The organism is Thalassotalea sp. LPB0316 (genome assembly GCF_014898095.1).
Classification (GTDB): domain Bacteria; phylum Pseudomonadota; class Gammaproteobacteria; order Enterobacterales; family Alteromonadaceae; genus Thalassotalea_G.
The window spans coordinates 41,034-60,173 of sequence record NZ_CP062946.1 but is presented as its reverse complement, the minus strand read 5'-3'; the positions used below and the strand labels follow the sequence as shown (position 1 = coordinate 60,173).

Genomic DNA, 19,140 nt, shown 5'->3' with positions numbered 1-19,140 from the left:
ACTTTGTGTGTGTTTAGTATACAGAAAGTGTCAGTTGTAACTCAACAAAATCAGTATGTAATGTTCAAAAACTAGTCGATATTTTGGTTTTGATTCAGTGAGTGAATTGATTGGCGAGTTCGCACTTTTTCTCAATTATGTGATAGGGTAAACGCAGTCTGCAATATTAAGGTGCTACAAGCTTTATGACGAAAAAGTTTGATCTGAATTTATTGAGAATTTTTACTGTTGTTTATGAGCAGGGATCAGTTTCTAAGGCCGCTGAGCAACTAAACCTAACCCAATCAGCCATAAGTAATAGTCTCAAGCGATTTAGAGAAGAAGCAGGGCAAGAGGTATTTAATCGCACTGGTCGAGGGGTAAAACCTACTCGATTTGGCCAAGAGTTCTATGAGCGGTTGCGATTACCTTTAATGGAACTAGAAAGTTTAGTTGAGAGCTTGTATCAATTTGATGAAGTGCAACAACATCGCTTTACTGTTTATTGTCATGAAGCAGTGCATCATCAGTTACGGCAAAATTTAGATTGTTTATTGGCCAACACAAATATTGAAATACTCTTAATAGAAATACCATCAGATGAAACCCGTATTTACGACGATTTAATCAATGAAAAAGTTGACTTGTTAATTGATATCATCCCTGCAAAAGGCAGCCTATTTACATCGACTGTTATAAGGCAAGATGATCTTTGTTGCGTAGTTAAGAAAGGGCATCCTAGGTTGAATGAAGGCACTATGAGTAAATCTGCGTACTTGAAAGAGCAACATGCCTTGTTTGATTTAACGCGATTTGATTTAAAGTTTGTCGACTTGATAACAGATGAAGTTTTGCCTAAACGCAAAGCCTACAGCGAGCATAAGTCACTGTTGGGGTTAGTAGAGGCGGTATCTTACAGCGAAGCCGTTGGTGTTGTACCTATGTCACTTGCTAAGCGATACCAATCTACTTTTAACTTAGTATTATTGCCTTTTCCATTTGCTAAACGTACGTTTGACTCTTACATGATCTCTTTGACAAAAATGAAAGCAAATGAAGCGAATCGCTGGCTACGCGATATGATAATCAAGGCAATCTAAATGACTATTCCTATGTTTTAGATATCATAAAAATAAATATCAGGTATACTTTAGGTTTGTTAATTCGTGATATCTGTTTTGTTACATTAATTCCATCGAAACGAAATGCAGAGCGTTTCACAAGATTTGAAATTAATTTATACAAGGTATCAATGATGAAAAAGTCAATTCTAGCTATTGCGGTATCAACATTATCACTAGGTGCGGTTGCGGATGAACACAACCACAATCACGATCACAACCATTCACATATCAATGCTAAAACGCTTACCGGAGCGCAAGGTAAATCAGCGACAGTACACACAATTTCCGCTAATAATGAATTTGCCAACACCCTTAATTATCAAGATACTAAAGTATTCCAAGATAACGACCGTGGCTTAATTGTTGAGCTTGACGAAAAAACTCACGCAACATTGCGCAATCGTTTTATCGATATTCACAAGGGATTAGCACTACATGATTCATCGCCTGAAACGGTTAATCCATCATTATGGCGCCAAAGTCAGGCAAACTTCTCAGCAAACGGTCTTTACAAGGTTACCGAGGGGATATACCAAGTTAGAGGAACTGATTTAGCGTCAACAACATTTATCAAATCAGACACAGGCTGGATTGTATATGATGTTTTAATGCATGATAAAGCAATGGCGGCATCACTAGAGTTTTTCTTAAAAAATGTACCTGAAGGTGGCGATGAGCCCGTAGTTGCAATGATCTACTCTCATTCTCATGCGGACCACTTTGGTGGTTCACGTGCAGTACAAGATCGCTTTCCAGACGTGAAAACTTACGCACCACATGGCTTTGTTAAAGAAACAGTCGATGAAAACGTACTTGCCGGTAATGCGATGTCTCGCCGAGCAGCATACCAATATGGCTCAACACTAGGCGCTGCTTCGACAACTGGTGTTGTTGATGGTGCGCTTTCCAATGGTTGGTCGCAAGGTCCAAATTATCAGGTCACTCTTGTAATGCCAGATGAAACTTTCCCGTCTGGAAATACTGAAAAGTTTCACGCACGCGAAATTGACGGTGTGAAGTTTGTCTTTATGGATACAGCTGGGACGGAAGCACCAGCTGGCAATGTTGCCTACTTACCAGATCATAAAACGATTTGGGCAGGTGAAATGCTGTATCAAGGCATGCACAATATTTATACCTTACGTGGTGCAAAAGTACGTGATTCACTTAAGTGGTCAAAAGATATCAATGAAGTGATCAACGCTTGGGGCGGTGAAATTGAAGTGCTTATGGGCTCTCACTCAGCACCTGTATGGGGTAATGAAGGTATTAACGAATTTATGAAAGCGCAACGAGATAACTATGGCTTTGTTCATAATCAAACATTGCGTTTGGCTAATAATGGCTTGGTATTGCAGGATATTGGTGCAACGATAAACGATGAGCTTCCTAAAAGTTTACAACAACTTTGGCACACCAATGGTTACCATGGTACATACAGCCACAATGCTAGAGCTGTATACAACATGTATTTGGGTTATTTTGATATGAATCCGGCAAACTTAGATCGCATGACGGTTGCGCAAGAAGCTGAGCGTTTTGTTACTGCTTATGGCGGTTGTGAGAATGGTTATACAACGGCAAAAACGTTTTTTGATAAAGGCGAGTACCGCTTTTCAGGTGTGATGTTAGACCATATTGTTCGAGCTTGTGACACTCATGTTGAAGCAAGAAAATTACTAGCAGATAACTGGGAGCAACAAGGTTATCAAGCAGAGGGTGCAGGCTGGAGAAATATATTCTTAACTGGTGCTCAAGAAGCCCGCATTGGCACGCGTCCAGGTAGCCCAAAAACGGCTTCGGCAGATGTTCTTACGGCAATGACAATTGAAAACTTGTTAGATTACATGGCTGTAAAAGTTATCGCGAAAGAAGCTGACGGCAAAGACTTTACATTGTCTATTAATGTACCTGATATTAATGAAACATATTTCGTTGAATTATCTAATGGTAACTTAAATAACATTAAAACAGATAAGCTGAAAAAGGCTGATGCAACCTTACATATCAATAAATCTGACATCAATAAAATCATTTTAAAGCAAGCAACGCTTCAGGAGTTATTTGAGTCAAGTCAAGCTGGTTTAACGGGGGATAAGACAGTGTTAACAACATTAACGCAAGTATCAACCCAGTTTGATGAAAAGTTTGAGATAGTCCCAAGACCAACTAAAGGGCAAGAAGTTGATAGTAAAATTTACAACTAACAAGAGCTGCACAAATTAATAGCAAATGCCTCAATCCTTGTATTGGGGCATTTTTTTGTCGATTACTTGATATATTAAATAGTCTGAGTTGAAAAACTCATGGTTGTTTATCTGGCAAAAGTTTTGGGAATTCAATGTTACTTGAAAACGGGATGTACTCTTTACTTTTGATTAGTGTTACTTTGAGTGTTACTAAATAACCGAGTCGGGTGCTTTTTTTCTTTAATGGCGTGAAAGTTTTGGGAGAAATGGTGGCCTCCCCCTAACTTGAACAGGGGAACTGGTACGGGTTATTGAAAGCGAGTCGGGTGCTTTTTTCTTTAATGACGTGAAAGTTTTGGGAGAAAATGGTGGCCCCACCCTGACTTGAATAGGGGAACTGGTACGGGTTATTGAAAGCGAGTCGGGTGCTTTTTTTCTTTAATGGCGTGAAAGTTTTGGGAGAAATGGTGGCCCCACCCTGACTTGAATAGGGGAACTGGTACGGGTTATTGAAAGCGAGTCGGGTGCTTTTTTCTTTAATGGCGTGAAAGTTTTGGGAGAAAATGGTGGCCCCACCCTGACTTTAATAGGGGAGCTGGTACGGGTTATTGAAAGCGAGTCGGGTGCTTTTTTTCTTTAATGGCGTGAAAGTTTTGGGAGAAAATGGTGGCCCCACCCTGACTTGAACAGGGGACCTACCGATTATGAGTCGGGTGCTCTAACCAACTGAGCTATAGGGCCATTTATAGAAGTCACACCTAGATGTGATTGCGTGGGAGTATAAGCATTTTTTATTTTGTTGTCACGCGTTCAATCTGAAAAATCACGAGATAAATGTTTGATAGCTTAAAACTTATCCAATTTGGTTTTTTCTTAAAACGCTCAGTATTTTTCTGAGATTAAAAAACAAAAAATCCAGCCTAAGCTGGATTTTTTTCACTTTAAAAAGCTTATTGCTTACTCACCATCTAGGAAGCTCTTAAGTTGCTCTGAGCGAGAAGGGTGGCGTAATTTACGCAACGCTTTAGCTTCTATTTGACGAATACGCTCACGGGTAACGTCAAACTGCTTACCCACTTCTTCTAACGTGTGGTCCGTATTCATATCGATACCAAAGCGCATGCGCAATACTTTGGCTTCACGAGCTGTTAAGCCAGCTAATACTTCGTGAGTAGCGTTTTTAAGGTTTTCAGATGTCGCTGAATCAACAGGTAATTCACCGCTTTCATCTTGAATGAAATCACCTAAGTGCGAATCTTCATCGTCACCAATTGGCGTTTCCATTGAGATCGGCTCTTTAGCAATTTTCAATACCTTACGGATTTTATCTTCCGGCATTACCATGCGCTCTGCTAATTCTTCAGGCGTTGGTTCACGACCCATTTCCTGTAACATTTGACGAGAGATACGGTTAAGCTTGTTAATCGTCTCAATCATGTGTACTGGGATACGAATAGTACGTGCTTGGTCGGCAATTGAACGGGTGATCGCTTGGCGAATCCACCATGTTGCGTAAGTTGAGAACTTGTAACCACGGCGGTATTCGAACTTATCTACCGCTTTCATTAAGCCGATGTTACCTTCTTGGATTAAGTCCAAGAATTGCAAACCACGATTGGTGTATTTTTTGGCAATTGAAATTACTAGACGTAAGTTCGCTTCAACCATTTCTTTCTTCGCACGGCGGGCTTTTGCTTCACCAATCGACATACGACGGTTAATGTCTTTAATACCGTGTACATTTAAGAAAGTTTCTTTTTCTAACATTGAAAGTTTTTGTACGCAACGCTCTACGTCTAATTCAACATCTGATAATTTTTTAGCATAAGGTTCGCCCGAGGCTTTTTGTGCTTCAAACCATGCTAAGCTGGTTTCATTGCCAGGGAAAACTTTGATAAAGGTTGCTTTTGGCATACCTGCGCCAACCACACAGTGCTTCATGATTAAGCGTTCTTGAACACGTAAACGGTCCATCACTTCACGCATGTTTTTCACTAAGCGATCAAACACTTTTGGCACAATGCGGAATTCTTTAAAAACGTCGGCTAGTTCATCTATTGCTGTTTGTGCGTCAGCATGATCACGGCCTTTGTCTGAAATGATTTTGTTAGCCGCTTCATACTTTTCACGTAATAGCGTGAACTTTTCACGTGCGACTTCTGGGTCTGGGCCGGTGTCTTCAGCTTCTTCGTCTTCAGAGTCATCGTCTGATTCTAAATCTGAATCTTCGTCCTCTAACTCTTCGTCTGACAGTTCTGAACCAATGTGAGTGGCTGCAGCTGCTACATCATCTTCTTCTGCATCTGGATCTAAAAAGCCTACGATAATATCGCTTAAACGGCCTTCTTCTGCTTCGAAGTTATCCCATTGCTCAAGTAAGAAGTTGATTGCTGGTGGGTACTCTGCAACACTGCGTTGAACTTCTTTGATACCTTCTTCGATACGCTTAGCGATAACAATTTCGCCTTTGCGGGTAAGAAGTTCCACGGTTCCCATTTCACGCATGTACATACGCACTGGGTCAGTCGTGCGACCAATTTCGCTTTCTACGGTTGCTAATGCTTGTGCCGCTGCTTCTGCAGCGTCTTCATCAGTGTTTGCTTCTGACATCATTAACGTGTCGGTATCCGGTGCATTTTCAAATACTTGAATACCCATGTCGTTGATCATACGGATGATATCTTCAACCTGATCTGAGTCAATAATGTCTTGTGGCAGGTGATCGTTAACTTCAGAAAAAGTTAAATAACCTTGTTCTTTACCTTTGGTAATTAACTCTTTAAGTCTAGATTGTGGGGCTTGATCCATTGACGAGTGTCCACCTTGTTGGCTGCAAATTGAGAACAAATAAAGCCGTATATTATAGTTAGCTGACTATAAAAATGCCAGTGTTTAACTGTTGCTCAATTAAAAAACTGACGGCAATATCTCTTGCTCACAGATATTGGGGCGTGTTTGAAAAAAACAACCCAAAGTATCAATAAGTACAATAACTTTTTTAATTATCGTTGATATTAGAAAAGATGGCGATTTATTTATTCTTGTTATGCGTTATAGCTTAGCATTAACCTTGATTAAGTAAAGCCTGAAGTTCTTGTTTTTCTTGTAAGTTTATTTCGCCAATTCGGGCTTTTTGGAGGAGCGCTTCGGTACGCTGTTCAATAAAGCTATTAAATAATTTTTCTACGGTATCTAGAAAAAATTCTTCGGCGTTTTCGCTCATTACGCCGTGTTGCCAACAGGCTAGCTTAGCCAATTGTTGTTCTTCTGGACGGCCTCGAAAGTATTCGATCAATTGTGCGCTAGTCATTTGTGGGCGTTCAATCGCTAAATGGATCATTTCATTAAGCAGTGGAATACCCGGCATATTGATATGCGATAACAAATGCGGGTTTGGCATCTTGCTCGCTAAGCTTGGCTGTTCAAGTAGTATGGCAATTGCTAAGCGAGTAGGGGTTGCTTTCGTCGGTTTTTGTTGCGCGACTTGTTGTGCCGGTGATTGATTTGCGCTTGCTAAGCGCTGTAGTTGTTTTTCGTGACCCGCGCCAAATTTATTGGCTAACTCAGTCATCATCGAATCTTTTAAGACACTTTCGGGCAATTTATCAAAATACGGTTGGAACATTTCGACAAGTGCCGATTTACCTTCTAAGGAGTTGATATCGACCCGTGATAAGAGGTGCTCAAATAGAAACTTAGATAAAGGCGTTGCTTGTGATAGTAGTTGTTCAAAGGCGTCTTTGCCCTTTTCCCTGACCATAGTGTCGGGATCTTCTCCATCAGGTAAAAAGATAAATTTGAGTGTGTAACCATCGCGAATTAATGGCAGGGCGTTTTCCATCGCGCGCCAAGCGGCATCGCGCCCAGCGCGGTCACCGTCGTAACAACAGATAACTTCCTTCACCGTTCGAAACATGGTTTGTAGTTGTTCGAACGTTGTTGCTGTACCTAATGAGGCGACTGCGTAGTCAACACCATGCTGTGCAAGTGCAACAACATCCATGTAACCTTCAACCACCACCAGTTTTTCGAGGTTTTTATTCGCCAGTTTGGCTTCGTATAAACCATAAAGCTCATGGCCTTTGTGGTAAATTCGGGTTTCTGGCGAATTGAGGTATTTCGGTGTGCCATCGCCTAACACTCGGCCACCAAAGCCGATGTGTCGACCACGTTTATCGCGAATTGGGAACATGATACGACCGCGAAATCGGTCGTATGGCCGCTGTTTATCGCCTTGAATGGCCATACCTAAATCAACGAGTTGTTGGCTTGCTGATTTCGATTGTCCAAAGACTTTCATCATGCCGTCCCATTGATCAGAAATATAACCAATGCCAAATTGTTTAACGACTTCACCGGTTAAGCCACGGCCTTTTAAATAATCTATAGCGACATCTTTATCTTCGGCGACTTTTAATTGCTGTTGATAAAAACGACTAATTTGCGCCATTAATTCGTAATCGTCTTTACGCTGTTGCGCTGCTTGGATTTCCTTACGCTGTTGCTCTGGTGATTTGTGCGATTCTTCACGCGGTACATCTAGCGCGTGAAAAGCGGCTAACTCTTCAATCGCGTCAACAAATTCAAGGCGATCAAATTCCATGATAAAAGAAATCGCGTTACCGTGTGCGCCACAACCGAAGCAGTGATAGAACTGTTTGTCTTGGCTAACGGTAAATGATGGAGATTTTTCTGTGTGAAACGGGCAGCACGCTTGGTAGTTTTTGCCAGCTTTTTTTAGTGGCACACGAGCATCAACAAGTTCAACAATATCTGTTCTAGCTAATAAGTCATCGATAAATTGTCGTGGGATCAAGCCGGCCATAAAGAAAGATCTTTACCTTGAATGTGAAACTATAAAGTGTGCTTATTCTACACATTTAATCTGAGCATGTGAGCACAATTTTGAATAATCTGTGAGAAAAAATAAAGCCGTATTACCACTGGGCAATACGGCTTTATGTTAATTAGTTTCTACTATTTAAGCTTAGTTGTTTAAGGCTGCTCTGACTTTACCGCTTACGGCGCCTAAATCTGCTTTGCCTTGCATTGCTGGTTTAAGTATACCCATTACTTTACCCATGTCTGCCATAGAGGCAGCGCCAGATTGTGCAATTGCATCAGAAATCATTGTGGCGATTTCGTCATCAGTTAAAGGTTGTGGTAAGAAATCTTCTAGTGCTTTCACTTCAGCAGCTTCTTTTGCTGCCAGTTCTTCACGACCACCATCAAGATACATAGCAATTGAGTCTTTGCGTTGTTTAACCATTTTGGTTAACACGCCAATAATGCCGTTATCATCAAGTTCGGTTTTGTTATCGATTTCAGCCTGCTTAATAGCAGAAATCGCCATGCGAATAACGCCAAGACGGTCTTTGTCTTTGGCACGCATAGCGACTTTCATTTCGTCTTTGAGCTTATCTAGCAGAGACATCTGCAATTCTCAACGTTATATTACTAAGGTGAATTAGTACATACGAACGCGACGTGCGTTTTCTCTTGAAACTTTCTTAGCATGGCGCTTAACAGCTGCTGCTTTCTTGCGCTTGCGTTCCCAAGTTGGTTTTTCATATGACTCGCGACGGCGTACTTCTGAAAGAATACCTGCTTTTTCACATGAACGTTTGAAACGACGTAATGCTACGTCAAATGGTTCGTTTTCTCTTACTTTAATTACTGGCATGTTGCCTTCTACCTTAGAAATATATCTATATAATTCGGCGACTATCTTCGGTTAGTTAACCTGATACTCACCCGCTCTATCAAAAATGGGTGGCACATTCTATTCCGTTATTCTGGCTGTGTAAAGTTAATTCATCTTTATTCTGGTTAAATTGTCTTAACACAGGTAAAATCCGCCTCAATCAAGAGTTAATCAAGCTTATAAGGTCAACGTTAATGCGAATTTTGGGTATCGAAACTTCATGTGACGAAACTGGTATTGCTATTTACGACGAAGAGCAGGGCATTTTGTCTCATCGCTTGTATAGTCAAATCAAAGTACACGCCGATTATGGTGGTGTTGTACCTGAACTAGCATCGCGTGATCACGTTCGCAAAACTATTCCGCTTGTTAAAGAAGTGTTGGCTGAAGCTGGTTTAACATCAAAAGATCTCGATGGCGTAGCTTATACAGCTGGTCCGGGTTTAGTTGGTGCGTTATTAGTCGGCTGTTCTATTGGCCGCAGCTTAGCCTATGGTTGGGATTTACCTGCGGTACCTGTTCATCATATGGAAGGGCATTTACTAGCGCCGATGTTAGAAGATGATGTGCCAGAGTTTCCGTTTGTCGCTTTGCTGGTTTCAGGCGGCCATACCATGTTAGTGCGGGTTGATGGTATTGGTGAATATGAGCTACTCGGTGAATCGGTTGATGATGCAGCAGGCGAAGCGTTTGACAAAACGGCTAAACTGCTAGGTCTGGATTACCCTGGCGGTCCAGTGCTTGCTAAAATGGCACAAAACGGTACACCGGGGCGGTTTAAATTTCCACGTCCGATGACTGACAGGCCCGGCCTTGATTTTAGTTTTTCTGGCTTAAAAACCTTCGCTGCCAATACCATCGCTAAGGAAGAGCAAACAGAACAAACCAAAGCTGATATTGCCTATGCATTCCAAGAGGCTGTTGTTGATACATTAGCGATAAAGTGTAAGCGAGCACTTACACAGTGTGGTTTAAATCGATTAGTTATAGCCGGCGGTGTAAGTGCGAATACTTCGCTTCGTGAAAAGCTTGATCAGATGACCGCTAAACTTGGCGGTAAAGTGTTTTATCCGCGACCAGAGTTTTGCACCGATAACGGTGCCATGATCGCTTATGCAGGTATGCAACGTTTAAAAGCCGGTGTGTTTGCCGATTTAACCTTTAAAGCAACGCCGCGTTGGCCATTAGATACCTTACCACCGGTTTAAATGTAGGAAGGTTTAAAGGTTTAAAGGTTCAAAGGTTCAAAGGTTCAAAGGTTTAAATGTAGGAAGGTTTAAAGGTTTTAATACTTTCCAACTTTCCTACCTTCCTACCTTCCAACTTTCCTACTTGCTTACACTTTAACCTGCGCCTAAATCATCGTCTTTTGGTGATTTATCGACTTTCGGCTCTGTGCCTTTTATCAACCTAATAATGTTACTTTTGTGGCGAAAGATAATCAGGCCAGAAATCATTAACACAGGGTAGACATATATGGGCTTGAGTAAATAGGTATAAATCGGAGCGAGTGTTACTGTGACAATAGCGGCTAAACTTGAATAACGGGTTTGTTTAACAACAAAGAACCATGTCAAAATTAGCAAGCCTGCTAAATCGTAGCCAATGGGTAATAGCACACCAAAGGCCGTAGCTACCGCTTTACCACCTTTGAAATCAAAAAATATCGGGTACATATGCCCCAAACACGCGGCAACAGCGATCACGCCGAGGTAAACCGGCTCTAATCCGATAAAGTAACCGCTCCATACAGGGATTGTTCCTTTAAGGACATCAAACAGTAGCACCATGGCTGCAGTCGGCTTATTGCTTATTCGCAGTACGTTGGTCGCGCCTGGGTTTTCTGAACCTGTCGTTCTTGGATCAGGTAGGTTGAGCATTTGGCAGATCAGAATGGCACTAGAGATCGAAGCGAGTAAATAGGCGAGGACAGACATAATAATCGTTATCAGTAACATATAAAGTCTATCTCTCCCTTAGCCAAATATAGTGGTTTGCTAATCTCTTGGTCATTCTATCCTTACCTGCACTAGTTTTTCTAGGGCTTGATGGTAAACTGATGCAAATTTTTCGTGATATCTAATAAGATAATCTATTAACCGTACATAAAACGGTATTGAGAAGGGTAAATGGATAAAGTTTTTATTTCAGGGTTATCAATTCAAACAACCATAGGTTTTTATCAGTGGGAAAAGGAAATCAAGCAAACATTAGTGTTTGATCTTGAACTCGGTTGGTATATTAAGCCAGCAGCGGAAAATGATGAGTTGGATAAAACCTTAGATTACGCAGGAATTTCAATAGAAATTGAGCGCTTTGCTAATGAAAATCCCGTCGACTTATTAGAAACCTTAGCGCACCGCACCGCTGAACATTTAATGCATAAATACGGTATTGAATGGTTGCGCATGAAGCTACACAAACCTCATGCGGTTCACAACGCACAAAGTGTCGGGGTAGAAATAGAAAGAACAATGGCTTCAATTACATAATGGCACAGATTTATATTTCTATCGGCTCTAACATTGATAAAGAAATCAATCTGATTAAGGGGTTGGAGGCGCTTAAAAAGACCTTTGGTGCGTTGACTTTATCATCGTTATTTGAAAGCGAGTCGATTGGTTTTGACGGTCCAGTTTTTTATAATATGGTTATAGGTGCGAGTACTCACTTACCGCTTGATGTGCTTGCCAAAAAGTTGCGCGATATAGAATATGCCCATGGTAGAGATTTCAATGCGATTAAAAACAGCCCTAGAACGCTTGATCTTGACCTACTGCTTTACGATGATCTTGTCGTCGAACAGCCCGTTCAATTGCCACGAGATGAAATAACCAAAAATGCTTTTGTTCTTTGGCCTCTCGCCGAACTCGCGCCAGATGAAATACACCCAGTGCTCAAGCAAAGTTACCAACAACTTTGGCAAGGCTACGACAAAACAACACAACAACTAAGGAAAGTGCCACTTAATTGGCAATAAGTTTTATGACCACTTTAGAAGTATTTTTATTAGCATTAATCCAAGGCTTAACAGAGTTCTTACCTATATCGAGCTCAGCGCACCTTATATTGCCCTCACAACTACTCGGCTGGGTTGATCAAGGGATGGGCTTTGATGTCGCGGTTCACGTTGGCTCATTAGTGGCTGTTTGTTTGTATTTTCGCAAGGAAATCCGTGACATTTTAGTTGCATGGTACGCAACGCTAACGCCAAATAAAGAAGATGATGCACGATTAACAGCTGAAGAGAAACTCAATGGTCGGCTGGCATGGTGGATTATTTTTGCCACGATCCCCGCCGGTGCTTTTGGCTATTTAGGCGCTGATTTTATTGATGCCAATCTTCGCTCGGCATTAGTGATCGCGATTACCACGATTGTATTCGGTTTATTATTGGGTTTTGTTGATATTAAAGCGCAACAAAATGTCCCATTAGAAGAGTTCACCTTCAAAAAAGCGATGATCATTGGTTTTGCTCAAGCCCTTGCTATTATTCCGGGCACATCGCGTTCAGGTATTACCATGACCGCGGGTTTAATGCTTGGCTTAAGTCGTGAAAATGCCGCTAGATTTTCATTTTTAATGTCAATTCCTGCGATAGCTATGGCCGGTGGTTATATGACACTAAAGCTTATTATGGGTAATGAAGCGGTCGACTGGAGCGCAATGGGGATGGGGGCAATTGTCGCCTTTATTAGTGCGTATGCGTGTATTCACTACTTTTTAATCTTGGTGAACAAAATCGGTATGATGCCATTTGTTATTTACCGCCTTGCTTTAGGTGGCGTGTTACTATGGTTTGTTTACCAATAAATTAAGTGTACAAATAACGAAACAAAATAAGCGCACCAATTGGTGCGTTTTTGCTTTCTGAAGCCTGAAAACATCACTCGAGCATGAGATACTGAGCCAATACAAGACAACAGGTAGAGAACAATAATGGATTTTTCATTAACAGAAGAACAATTGATGATCCAAGATATGGCCAAGAAGTTTGCTGAAACTGAGCTTGCGCCAATTGCTGCGTCATTAGACGAAGGTAAGAAGCACGATCAATTTTTAGCTAACTTAACTCAACTGGCTGAGTTGGGCTTTATGGGGATGAATGTTAAGGCAGAATATGGTGGTGTTGAATCTGGTACTGTCGCTTTTAGCCTAGTTATCACTGAATTGGCTAAAGCTTGTGCTTCAACAGCCGTTACGACTTCGGTAACGAATATGGTAGCAGAAGTTATTCAAGCCGTCGGTACGGAAGAGCAAAAAGAAAAACACTTAACTAAAATATGCAGTGGAGAATACAAAGCTGGCGGTTTTTGTTTAACGGAGCCAAGTGCGGGATCAGATCCGGCAGGCATGAAAGCAACTGCGATTAAAGATGGCGATGAATACATCCTTAATGGCAGTAAAATTTACATTACTTCGGGGACATACGCTGGTGTATTTGTGGTGTGGGCGGTAACCGATCCGAGCGCACCAAAAGGTAAGGGGATTTCTTGTTTCTTAGTCGAAGCAAATACGCCAGGCTTAAACATTGGCAAGCTTGAAGACAAAATGGGACAAAAAGCTTCGCACACTACAGAAGTGCACTTTGATAATTGTCGTATTCCTGCCAGTAACTTAATGGGCCAGGAAAATAAAGGATTTGCTATTGCCGTTGGTGAATTAGCGGGTGGTCGTATTGGTGTCGGCTCTTTGGCACTGGGCATTGGCATGGCAGCGATGGATTATGCTCGTCAATTTATCACTGAGCGCGAGCAGTTTGGTCAGCCATTATCTAACTTCCAAGGGTTGCAGTGGATGATGGCAGATCGCTACACAGATCTAGAAGCGGCTCGTTTACTACTGATGCAAGCCGCGTGTGATAAAGATGCGGGTAAAAACTTCTCTAAAGCGGCGTCTATGGCTAAGCTGTTTGCGTCTGAGAAAGCCAATATTGCTTGTTATGACGCGCTTCAGATGCTCGGTGGAGCAGGTTATATTAAAGAGTACCCAGTTGAGCGCATGGCAAGAGATGTTAGGATCACCTCGATTTACGAAGGTACGAGTGAAGTTCAACGCATAATTATTGCCCGCGAGTTACTCAGAGAAATCGCTTAACCTCAACCCATAGTTTAAAAAAATTGGGGCTAATGCTTGTGAAATCAGGCATTGCCCCCAAATAATAATCAATATTATTTGAAAACTTGAGTGTGCAATGATCAAACCCGCTTTACCTATCACCCTAGAAAATTTCCAACAGGTTATTTTAGAAGAGTCTAAAGCCAAGCTTGTGCTAGTGGCATTTTGGGCAGAACAAGTACCAGAAAGTGTTGAGTTAAAAGCTAAATTAGAACAAGCAACAGCCGCTTTTAGCGAGAGTTTGCTGATGACGGAAATCGACTGTCAGAGTCAGCAACAAATTGCCGCTCAATTTGGCATTCAAGGCCTGCCTACCGCGGTTATTATCAAAGACGGCCAACCTATTGACGGTATTGCTGGGCCACAAACCGATCAGACCATTCAAGCGTTTTTAGATAAACATTTACCTAAACCGCAAGATGGTCTTTTGCAACAAGCGCAAGACGCACTAGCTAACCAAGATGCTAACCAAGCTTTTACTTTAGCTAAGCAGGCATATGAATTAGATGTTGATCGCGCAGATATTAAGTTTGTGTTAATTGAAGCTTGCATATTGATTGGTAAATTAGACGATGCCAAGGCGCTATTGGAAACCGTTAAAATGGTTGATCAAGATGCGACCTATCAGGCGCTTGTCTCTAAACTGGAGTTGGCGTTAGAAGCATCCGATTCACCTGAGCTTAAAGCGCTTGAACAGGCATTGGTGCAATCACCAGAGGATGTTGAGCTCATGCATCAATTAGCGGCGCAGTACAGTCAGGCAAATCGTCATGAGGACGCATTGAATTTATTATTTAGACGGGTACAAAGCGTGCGCGATGACGCAGAATCAAAGAAAAAACTACTTGATGTGATGAATGCTCTGCCAGATGGCGATCCATTAACCACCAAGTTTAGGCGAAAACTTTATACGTTGATGTATTAAAATAAAGGCTGGAACGCTATAAGGCTTGATGGTCTTATAGCGCTCTAGCGTTACAGCTTTTAGCCCTACAGTCCTAATACTTTCTTACCTTGCTTGAAGGTAATATCAACTGGGATGTTAGCTGCTTCTAAACGAGCTAAGTCTGCAGCTAAATCGGCTTTGATCATACCTGATTCTTCAACCAACTTAGCAACGCCATCGTAATCGCCATTACCTTGTAAGGTTAAAATTAACTCAGATAGTGAATCGATTGCCTGCGTCATCTTTTCCATATTTACGCTGTACAAACCATCTTCTGAGCGGCTAAATGCACCGTGCTCTTGGAAGTAGTTAAAGCGAACCATGTTGGCTTTGCCGTGTGCCGAGCTAGCACCAAAGCGCACCGAACGGAAAATTCCCGCCATGAAAGTAGTGTAGTAATCTTCTAATTGACCTTCTGTAATGGCGCCTTTAGCTAAAAGCTGACGCACCATGTAAAGGCCTAAAATATCTGCTTTACCTTCTTCTAGAGCTGAAGCGTGCTCTTTTAATGACTGACGGACAGTGCCTTTGCCATTAATGGTATTTTTAATACCTAAACCATGTGCTACTTCGTGGAACATCGTATTAGCGAAAAAGGCGGTGAAGGTCACATTTTCACGTTGCTCTGGCGCTATTAAAGTTGCCGCAATGGGCTTCATTATGCTATCAAACTTTGCTTGCATTGCATTTTTTAGCTGTAGGCGACGGGTACCTTTAGCTAGCTGGACTTCTTCGTCGTTTGGTAGGTTAATCGCGATTGTTTTTCCGCCGGCATTTGAGTGGCCTGCATAGTAAACAACATCGTAAGCGTTTAAGTCAGCATCAGAGCCAGGTACTTCAGCTTTATACTTTTTGTTGACGGGTAATTCTTTTTGTAGTTCAGGTAAAAACGCTGCGTATTTGGCGAGTTTTTCACTCCACGCTAAGTCTTTAATTAGGACATAAGATTCGAAACCAGCACGGTAACCATATAGCTGATCTTCGTAGGTTTCGATTGGCCCAATAACAACATCAATCATGTTGTTTTTCATGTCCATCCAAGCAAAATCTGACGCTTGATAGTCGTCTGTGCGCATGGCTGTTGCACGCATTTTCAAATAGTTGGCAAATTCTTCATCTTCTGCAAAACCTGCGGCTTTTTCTAAAATAGCGGCGGCGCGATTGATTTCGTCACTATAAGCTTCTGAGTATGCAATTGTTGATAACTGACCTTCGTGATCGCGACGAACGAGAGAATATAAGCCGTCTTTATCGTCAAACTGAGCTGACTCAAACTCTTTTTTGGTCATATCGTGTGGGTAAAATTCAGCGCCTGCTGACTTAGCTTTGAAACCTTTCAAAAAAGGTTTATCGCCATTTAAACGATCCCAAGGACCATAGTTAATCGCAGCAAACTGACGTAATTTCTCATCAGCAATACCTGCTAAAAAGCTGTCTTTGTCTTGACCGAAGGCTTGTTGCCAGAAAAGGTCGTCCATGATGTCAGAAGCTTCAATAAGTAAGCTAATTAATTGCTTTTGATTATCCGTTAAATGCGATAAATCCGCCGATAGTGTGACCGGTTCGTAGATATCTAAACGGTTTTGGTACTCAGGAACAATTTGATACTGCGCTTTTTGCGCTGCGTTGTCTGCTTGACCGCAGCCAGTTAATGCGGTGCCTGCCACAATCAGCATGGCGGCAATTTTATTTAATTTCATTTTATCGTTTTCCGAAGGGTTTAACGGGTAGAGACTAGAAAATTATCACGAGAACTTCAAGTGTTGTAGCTTCACAATAACACTTTTAAACAGAGATAAAAAAACCGGCAGAAGCCGGCTTTTTGAAATTTTATAAAAACAAAAAAGATTAAAGTGCTTGGATAGCAGCGTTTAAACGGCTCTTGCTACGAGCAGCTTTGTTTTTGTGAATAAGACCTTTAGTTGCGTAACGATCTAAGATCGGTGTTGCTGCTGCAAGTTCTTTAGTTGCAAGTTCTTTGTCACCGGCTTCAATTGCAGCGATTACTTTTTTAACTAAAGTGCGCATCATTGAACGACGGCTTGCATTGTGTTGACGGCGCTTTTCAGATTGTACCGCGCGCTTCTTAGCTTGCTTTGAGTTAGCCAAGGTGAACTCCTAAAAATAATAAAAAATATAGCCTAAATTTAAGGCGACGAAATATGCCTGTTTTTGTGGCGAATGTCAAATCTTTTAACGATTAATTTATCGCCTGAATCACCTGGTGCCGTATTATAAAGCGTTCTACCGAGCAAGCAATAAGTTTTCTATTGTTTCTGGTAAGTTTTTACAGGCATAATGAATCATTTTTCGCGTTATGCGCAGTATTCATTTTTTGCGTTAATGCGCAGTAGTCAATTTTCTGAGACAGTTTCCTTGAGTAAAAAGTTAATTAAATCAGGTTTTATCGTCAGCTTTATGACACTGATTTCACGTGTGCTAGGTCTTGTTCGAGACAGTGTTATCGCTTACATCATGGGAGCGAGTGCCGCAGCTGACGTGTTCTTATTCGCCAATAAAATTCCTAATTTCCTGCGCCGACTATTTGCTGAGGGCGCTTTTGCTCAGGCCTTTGTCCCAGTATTAAGTGAAGCTGAAGCACTCGATGAAAAAGAGGGCTTAGATAAAGTTCACACCAAAAAGCTGATTGCTCAGGTATCGGGGACTTTAGGCACAATCGTCACGATCGTTACCTTAGTCGGGGTCATCGCATCGCCCGTTATCGTTGCTATTTTTGGTTTTGGTTGGTTTCTAGATTGGCTCAATGGCGGCCCTCACGCTGATAAATTTGAGTTGGCCAATTCACTGTTAAAAATCACGTTTCCCTATCTGTGGTTTGTCAGTTTTGTCGCATTAGCTGGCTCAGTACTCAATACGTTAGGTAAGTTTGGTGCCTCGGCATTTACGCCGGTATTACTCAATGTTGCCGTGATCAGCTGTGCTATTTTCTTGTCACCATATTTTGAAGAGCCAGCATATGCCCTGGCATGGGGTGTGTTTTTAGGCGGCGTTTTACAATTGCTCTTTCAAATTCCTTTCCTCTATCGCGCCGGCGTTTTGGTGAAACCTAAATGGGCATGGAACGAGCCAGGTGTTGTTAAAATTCGCAAGTTAATTGTGCCAGCCTTGTTTGGTGTGTCGGTAACGCAAATTAATTTATTACTCGATACTGTGATTGCCAGTTTTCTGGTCACCGGTTCGATTAGCTGGCTGTATTATGCCGATAGGTTATTAGAGTTTCCACTTGGGCTATTTGGCATCGGTATTGCGACGGTTATTCTACCGAGTTTATCAGGGCTAGCAGCGCGTAAAAATGCACAAGAGTTCTCCGATACCCTCGATTGGGGAATTCGAGTTATTTGCTTATTTGGCTTACCAGCCTTGGCAGGATTAATGGTGATGGCCCAGCCTATTATCATGGTGTTATTTATGCGTGGCGAATTTACCGAATACGATGTGATGCAAGTATCTATGGCACTCTTTGCGTACCTTTCTGGCTTGCTGAGTTTTATGTTCATCAAGATCCTCGCACCGGGGTATTATTCACGCCAAGATACTAAAACACCAGTCAAAATAGGCGTTATTGCGATGGTGGCTAATATGGCCTTTAACTTAGCGTTAGCGCCTTTTTACGGCTATGTCGGTTTAGCCTTAGCAACAACGCTTTCTGCTACGTTAAACGCTTATTTACTCTATCGCGGCTTGAAAACTCAAGGCGTTTATCAACTCTCTTCAACCTCTGTGGCGTTAATGCTGAAAATGGTCGTCAGTGCCGTGACTATGGGGGCGGTGGTATATGCTTTATCACCGTCTTTTGAACAATGGTTAGTCTTGAGTTTTGTCGACAGAATTGGTCAACTAACCTTTTACATTGGTGTTGGTGTACTTTGTTATTTTGCCATGATTATTGTTCTCGGTATTCGAGTAAGCCACTTTAAGGTGACGAGCAATGTCCAACTCGCGAATGATAATTAGAAAAAATGCCAAAATTAATTGTCTGAATTTGCTTGCAAGTGCTGATTCTTAAGATTGACTGATATATAATTCGTCAGTTTTTATGATGTAACACACGTGCTGGGC

Annotated in this window: 16 protein-coding genes and 1 tRNA gene; 9 read left to right on the top strand and 8 right to left on the bottom strand. The window is 41.7% G+C overall.

Going from position 1 to position 19,140, the window contains the following annotated elements; genetic code table 11:
- The first annotated feature begins 185 nt into the window (after positions 1-185).
- Both LP316_RS00265 and LP316_RS00260 read left to right on the top strand, forming a co-directional pair.
- Positions 186-1,079, top strand: a complete 894-nt coding sequence (locus LP316_RS00265) for a LysR family transcriptional regulator (RefSeq protein WP_193022127.1) — start codon at positions 186-188, stop codon at positions 1,077-1,079.
- A 155-nt stretch (positions 1,080-1,234) separates the two neighbouring features.
- Positions 1,235-3,310: an alkyl/aryl-sulfatase gene (locus LP316_RS00260; RefSeq protein WP_193022126.1), complete on the top strand. Its 2,076-nt coding sequence runs from the start codon at positions 1,235-1,237 to the stop codon at positions 3,308-3,310.
- Between the two features lie 646 nt (positions 3,311-3,956).
- Here LP316_RS00260 and LP316_RS00255 read toward each other — a convergent pair.
- The 5 genes from LP316_RS00255 to rpsU form a co-directional block, all read right to left on the bottom strand.
- Positions 3,957-4,033: transfer RNA gene (locus LP316_RS00255), tRNA-Ile, on the bottom strand.
- A gap of 216 nt (positions 4,034-4,249) precedes the next feature.
- Complete coding sequence (rpoD, locus tag LP316_RS00250; protein ID WP_264298970.1) at positions 4,250-6,130, bottom strand: RNA polymerase sigma factor RpoD; 1,881 nt, start codon at positions 6,128-6,130, stop codon at positions 4,250-4,252.
- Between the two features lie 226 nt (positions 6,131-6,356).
- On the bottom strand, positions 6,357-8,117 hold the full coding sequence (gene dnaG, locus LP316_RS00245) for a DNA primase (protein WP_193022124.1): 1,761 nt from the start codon (positions 8,115-8,117) through the stop codon (positions 6,357-6,359).
- Between the two features lie 162 nt (positions 8,118-8,279).
- Positions 8,280-8,726 carry a GatB/YqeY domain-containing protein gene (locus LP316_RS00240; protein WP_193022123.1) on the bottom strand — a complete coding sequence of 149 codons (447 nt, stop codon included), beginning with the start codon at positions 8,724-8,726 and terminating at the stop codon, positions 8,280-8,282.
- Positions 8,727-8,759: 33 nt separating this feature from the next.
- Positions 8,760-8,975: a 30S ribosomal protein S21 gene (gene rpsU, locus LP316_RS00235; RefSeq protein WP_193022122.1), complete on the bottom strand. Its 216-nt coding sequence runs from the start codon at positions 8,973-8,975 to the stop codon at positions 8,760-8,762.
- A gap of 215 nt (positions 8,976-9,190) precedes the next feature.
- Between rpsU and tsaD the strand changes: the two genes are divergently transcribed.
- On the top strand, positions 9,191-10,204 hold the full coding sequence (tsaD, locus tag LP316_RS00230) for a tRNA (adenosine(37)-N6)-threonylcarbamoyltransferase complex transferase subunit TsaD (protein ID WP_193022121.1): 1,014 nt from the start codon (positions 9,191-9,193) through the stop codon (positions 10,202-10,204).
- 135 nt (positions 10,205-10,339) lie between these two features.
- Here tsaD and plsY read toward each other — a convergent pair whose 3' ends face one another.
- Complete coding sequence (gene plsY, locus LP316_RS00225) at positions 10,340-10,948, bottom strand: glycerol-3-phosphate 1-O-acyltransferase PlsY (RefSeq protein WP_193023761.1); 609 nt, start codon at positions 10,946-10,948, stop codon at positions 10,340-10,342.
- Between the two features lie 177 nt (positions 10,949-11,125).
- Here plsY and folB point away from each other — a divergent pair, with 177 nt between their 5' ends.
- The 5 genes from folB (at position 11,126) to LP316_RS00200 (ending at position 15,039) form a co-directional block, all read left to right on the top strand.
- Positions 11,126-11,488 carry a dihydroneopterin aldolase gene (gene folB, locus LP316_RS00220; RefSeq protein ID WP_193022120.1) on the top strand — a complete coding sequence of 121 codons (363 nt, stop codon included), beginning with the start codon at positions 11,126-11,128 and terminating at the stop codon, positions 11,486-11,488.
- Positions 11,488-11,976 (top strand): 2-amino-4-hydroxy-6-hydroxymethyldihydropteridine diphosphokinase, encoded by a 489-nt coding sequence (folK, locus tag LP316_RS00215; RefSeq protein ID WP_193022119.1) that lies wholly within the window; start codon positions 11,488-11,490, stop codon positions 11,974-11,976. The genes folB and folK overlap by 1 nt, the downstream gene beginning before the upstream one ends.
- A 5-nt stretch (positions 11,977-11,981) precedes the next feature.
- Positions 11,982-12,809, top strand: a complete 828-nt coding sequence (locus LP316_RS00210; RefSeq protein WP_193022118.1) for an undecaprenyl-diphosphate phosphatase — start codon at positions 11,982-11,984, stop codon at positions 12,807-12,809.
- Between the two features lie 126 nt (positions 12,810-12,935).
- On the top strand, positions 12,936-14,093 hold the full coding sequence (locus LP316_RS00205) for an acyl-CoA dehydrogenase family protein (RefSeq protein ID WP_193022117.1): 1,158 nt from the start codon (positions 12,936-12,938) through the stop codon (positions 14,091-14,093).
- A 97-nt stretch (positions 14,094-14,190) separates the two neighbouring features.
- Positions 14,191-15,039, top strand: a complete 849-nt coding sequence (locus LP316_RS00200) for a tetratricopeptide repeat protein (protein ID WP_193022116.1) — start codon at positions 14,191-14,193, stop codon at positions 15,037-15,039.
- A gap of 65 nt (positions 15,040-15,104) precedes the next feature.
- On the opposite strand, the gene LP316_RS00195 is transcribed toward LP316_RS00200, so the two are convergent.
- Together LP316_RS00195 and rpsT are read right to left on the bottom strand one after the other, a co-directional pair.
- Positions 15,105-16,760, bottom strand: coding sequence for a dipeptidyl-peptidase 3 family protein (locus LP316_RS00195; protein WP_193022115.1), 1,656 nt, complete (start codon positions 16,758-16,760; stop codon positions 15,105-15,107).
- A 148-nt stretch (positions 16,761-16,908) separates the two neighbouring features.
- Positions 16,909-17,169: a 30S ribosomal protein S20 gene (gene rpsT, locus LP316_RS00190; RefSeq protein ID WP_193022114.1), complete on the bottom strand. Its 261-nt coding sequence runs from the start codon at positions 17,167-17,169 to the stop codon at positions 16,909-16,911.
- A 267-nt stretch (positions 17,170-17,436) separates the two neighbouring features.
- Here rpsT and murJ point away from each other — a divergent pair, with 267 nt between their 5' ends.
- Positions 17,437-19,035, top strand: a complete 1,599-nt coding sequence (gene murJ, locus LP316_RS00185; protein ID WP_226960830.1) for a murein biosynthesis integral membrane protein MurJ — start codon at positions 17,437-17,439, stop codon at positions 19,033-19,035.
- The last annotated feature ends 105 nt before the right edge of the window (positions 19,036-19,140 follow it).

Coding starts and splice junctions, on each gene's coding strand:
- dnaG (WP_193022124.1), bottom strand. CDS start 8,117: ATGGCCGGCTTGATCCCACGACAATTTATCGATGACTTATTAGCTAGA.
- rpsU (WP_193022122.1), bottom strand. CDS start 8,975: ATGCCAGTAATTAAAGTAAGAGAAAACGAACCATTTGACGTAGCATTA.
- tsaD (WP_193022121.1), top strand. CDS start 9,191: ATGCGAATTTTGGGTATCGAAACTTCATGTGACGAAACTGGTATTGCT.
- LP316_RS00240 (WP_193022123.1), bottom strand. CDS start 8,726: ATGTCTCTGCTAGATAAGCTCAAAGACGAAATGAAAGTCGCTATGCGT.
- LP316_RS00205 (WP_193022117.1), top strand. CDS start 12,936: ATGGATTTTTCATTAACAGAAGAACAATTGATGATCCAAGATATGGCC.
- folK (WP_193022119.1), top strand. CDS start 11,488: ATGGCACAGATTTATATTTCTATCGGCTCTAACATTGATAAAGAAATC.
- LP316_RS00210 (WP_193022118.1), top strand. CDS start 11,982: ATGACCACTTTAGAAGTATTTTTATTAGCATTAATCCAAGGCTTAACA.
- LP316_RS00195 (WP_193022115.1), bottom strand. CDS start 16,760: ATGAAATTAAATAAAATTGCCGCCATGCTGATTGTGGCAGGCACCGCA.
- LP316_RS00260 (WP_193022126.1), top strand. CDS start 1,235: ATGAAAAAGTCAATTCTAGCTATTGCGGTATCAACATTATCACTAGGT.
- folB (WP_193022120.1), top strand. CDS start 11,126: ATGGATAAAGTTTTTATTTCAGGGTTATCAATTCAAACAACCATAGGT.
- LP316_RS00265 (WP_193022127.1), top strand. CDS start 186: ATGACGAAAAAGTTTGATCTGAATTTATTGAGAATTTTTACTGTTGTT.
- LP316_RS00200 (WP_193022116.1), top strand. CDS start 14,191: ATGATCAAACCCGCTTTACCTATCACCCTAGAAAATTTCCAACAGGTT.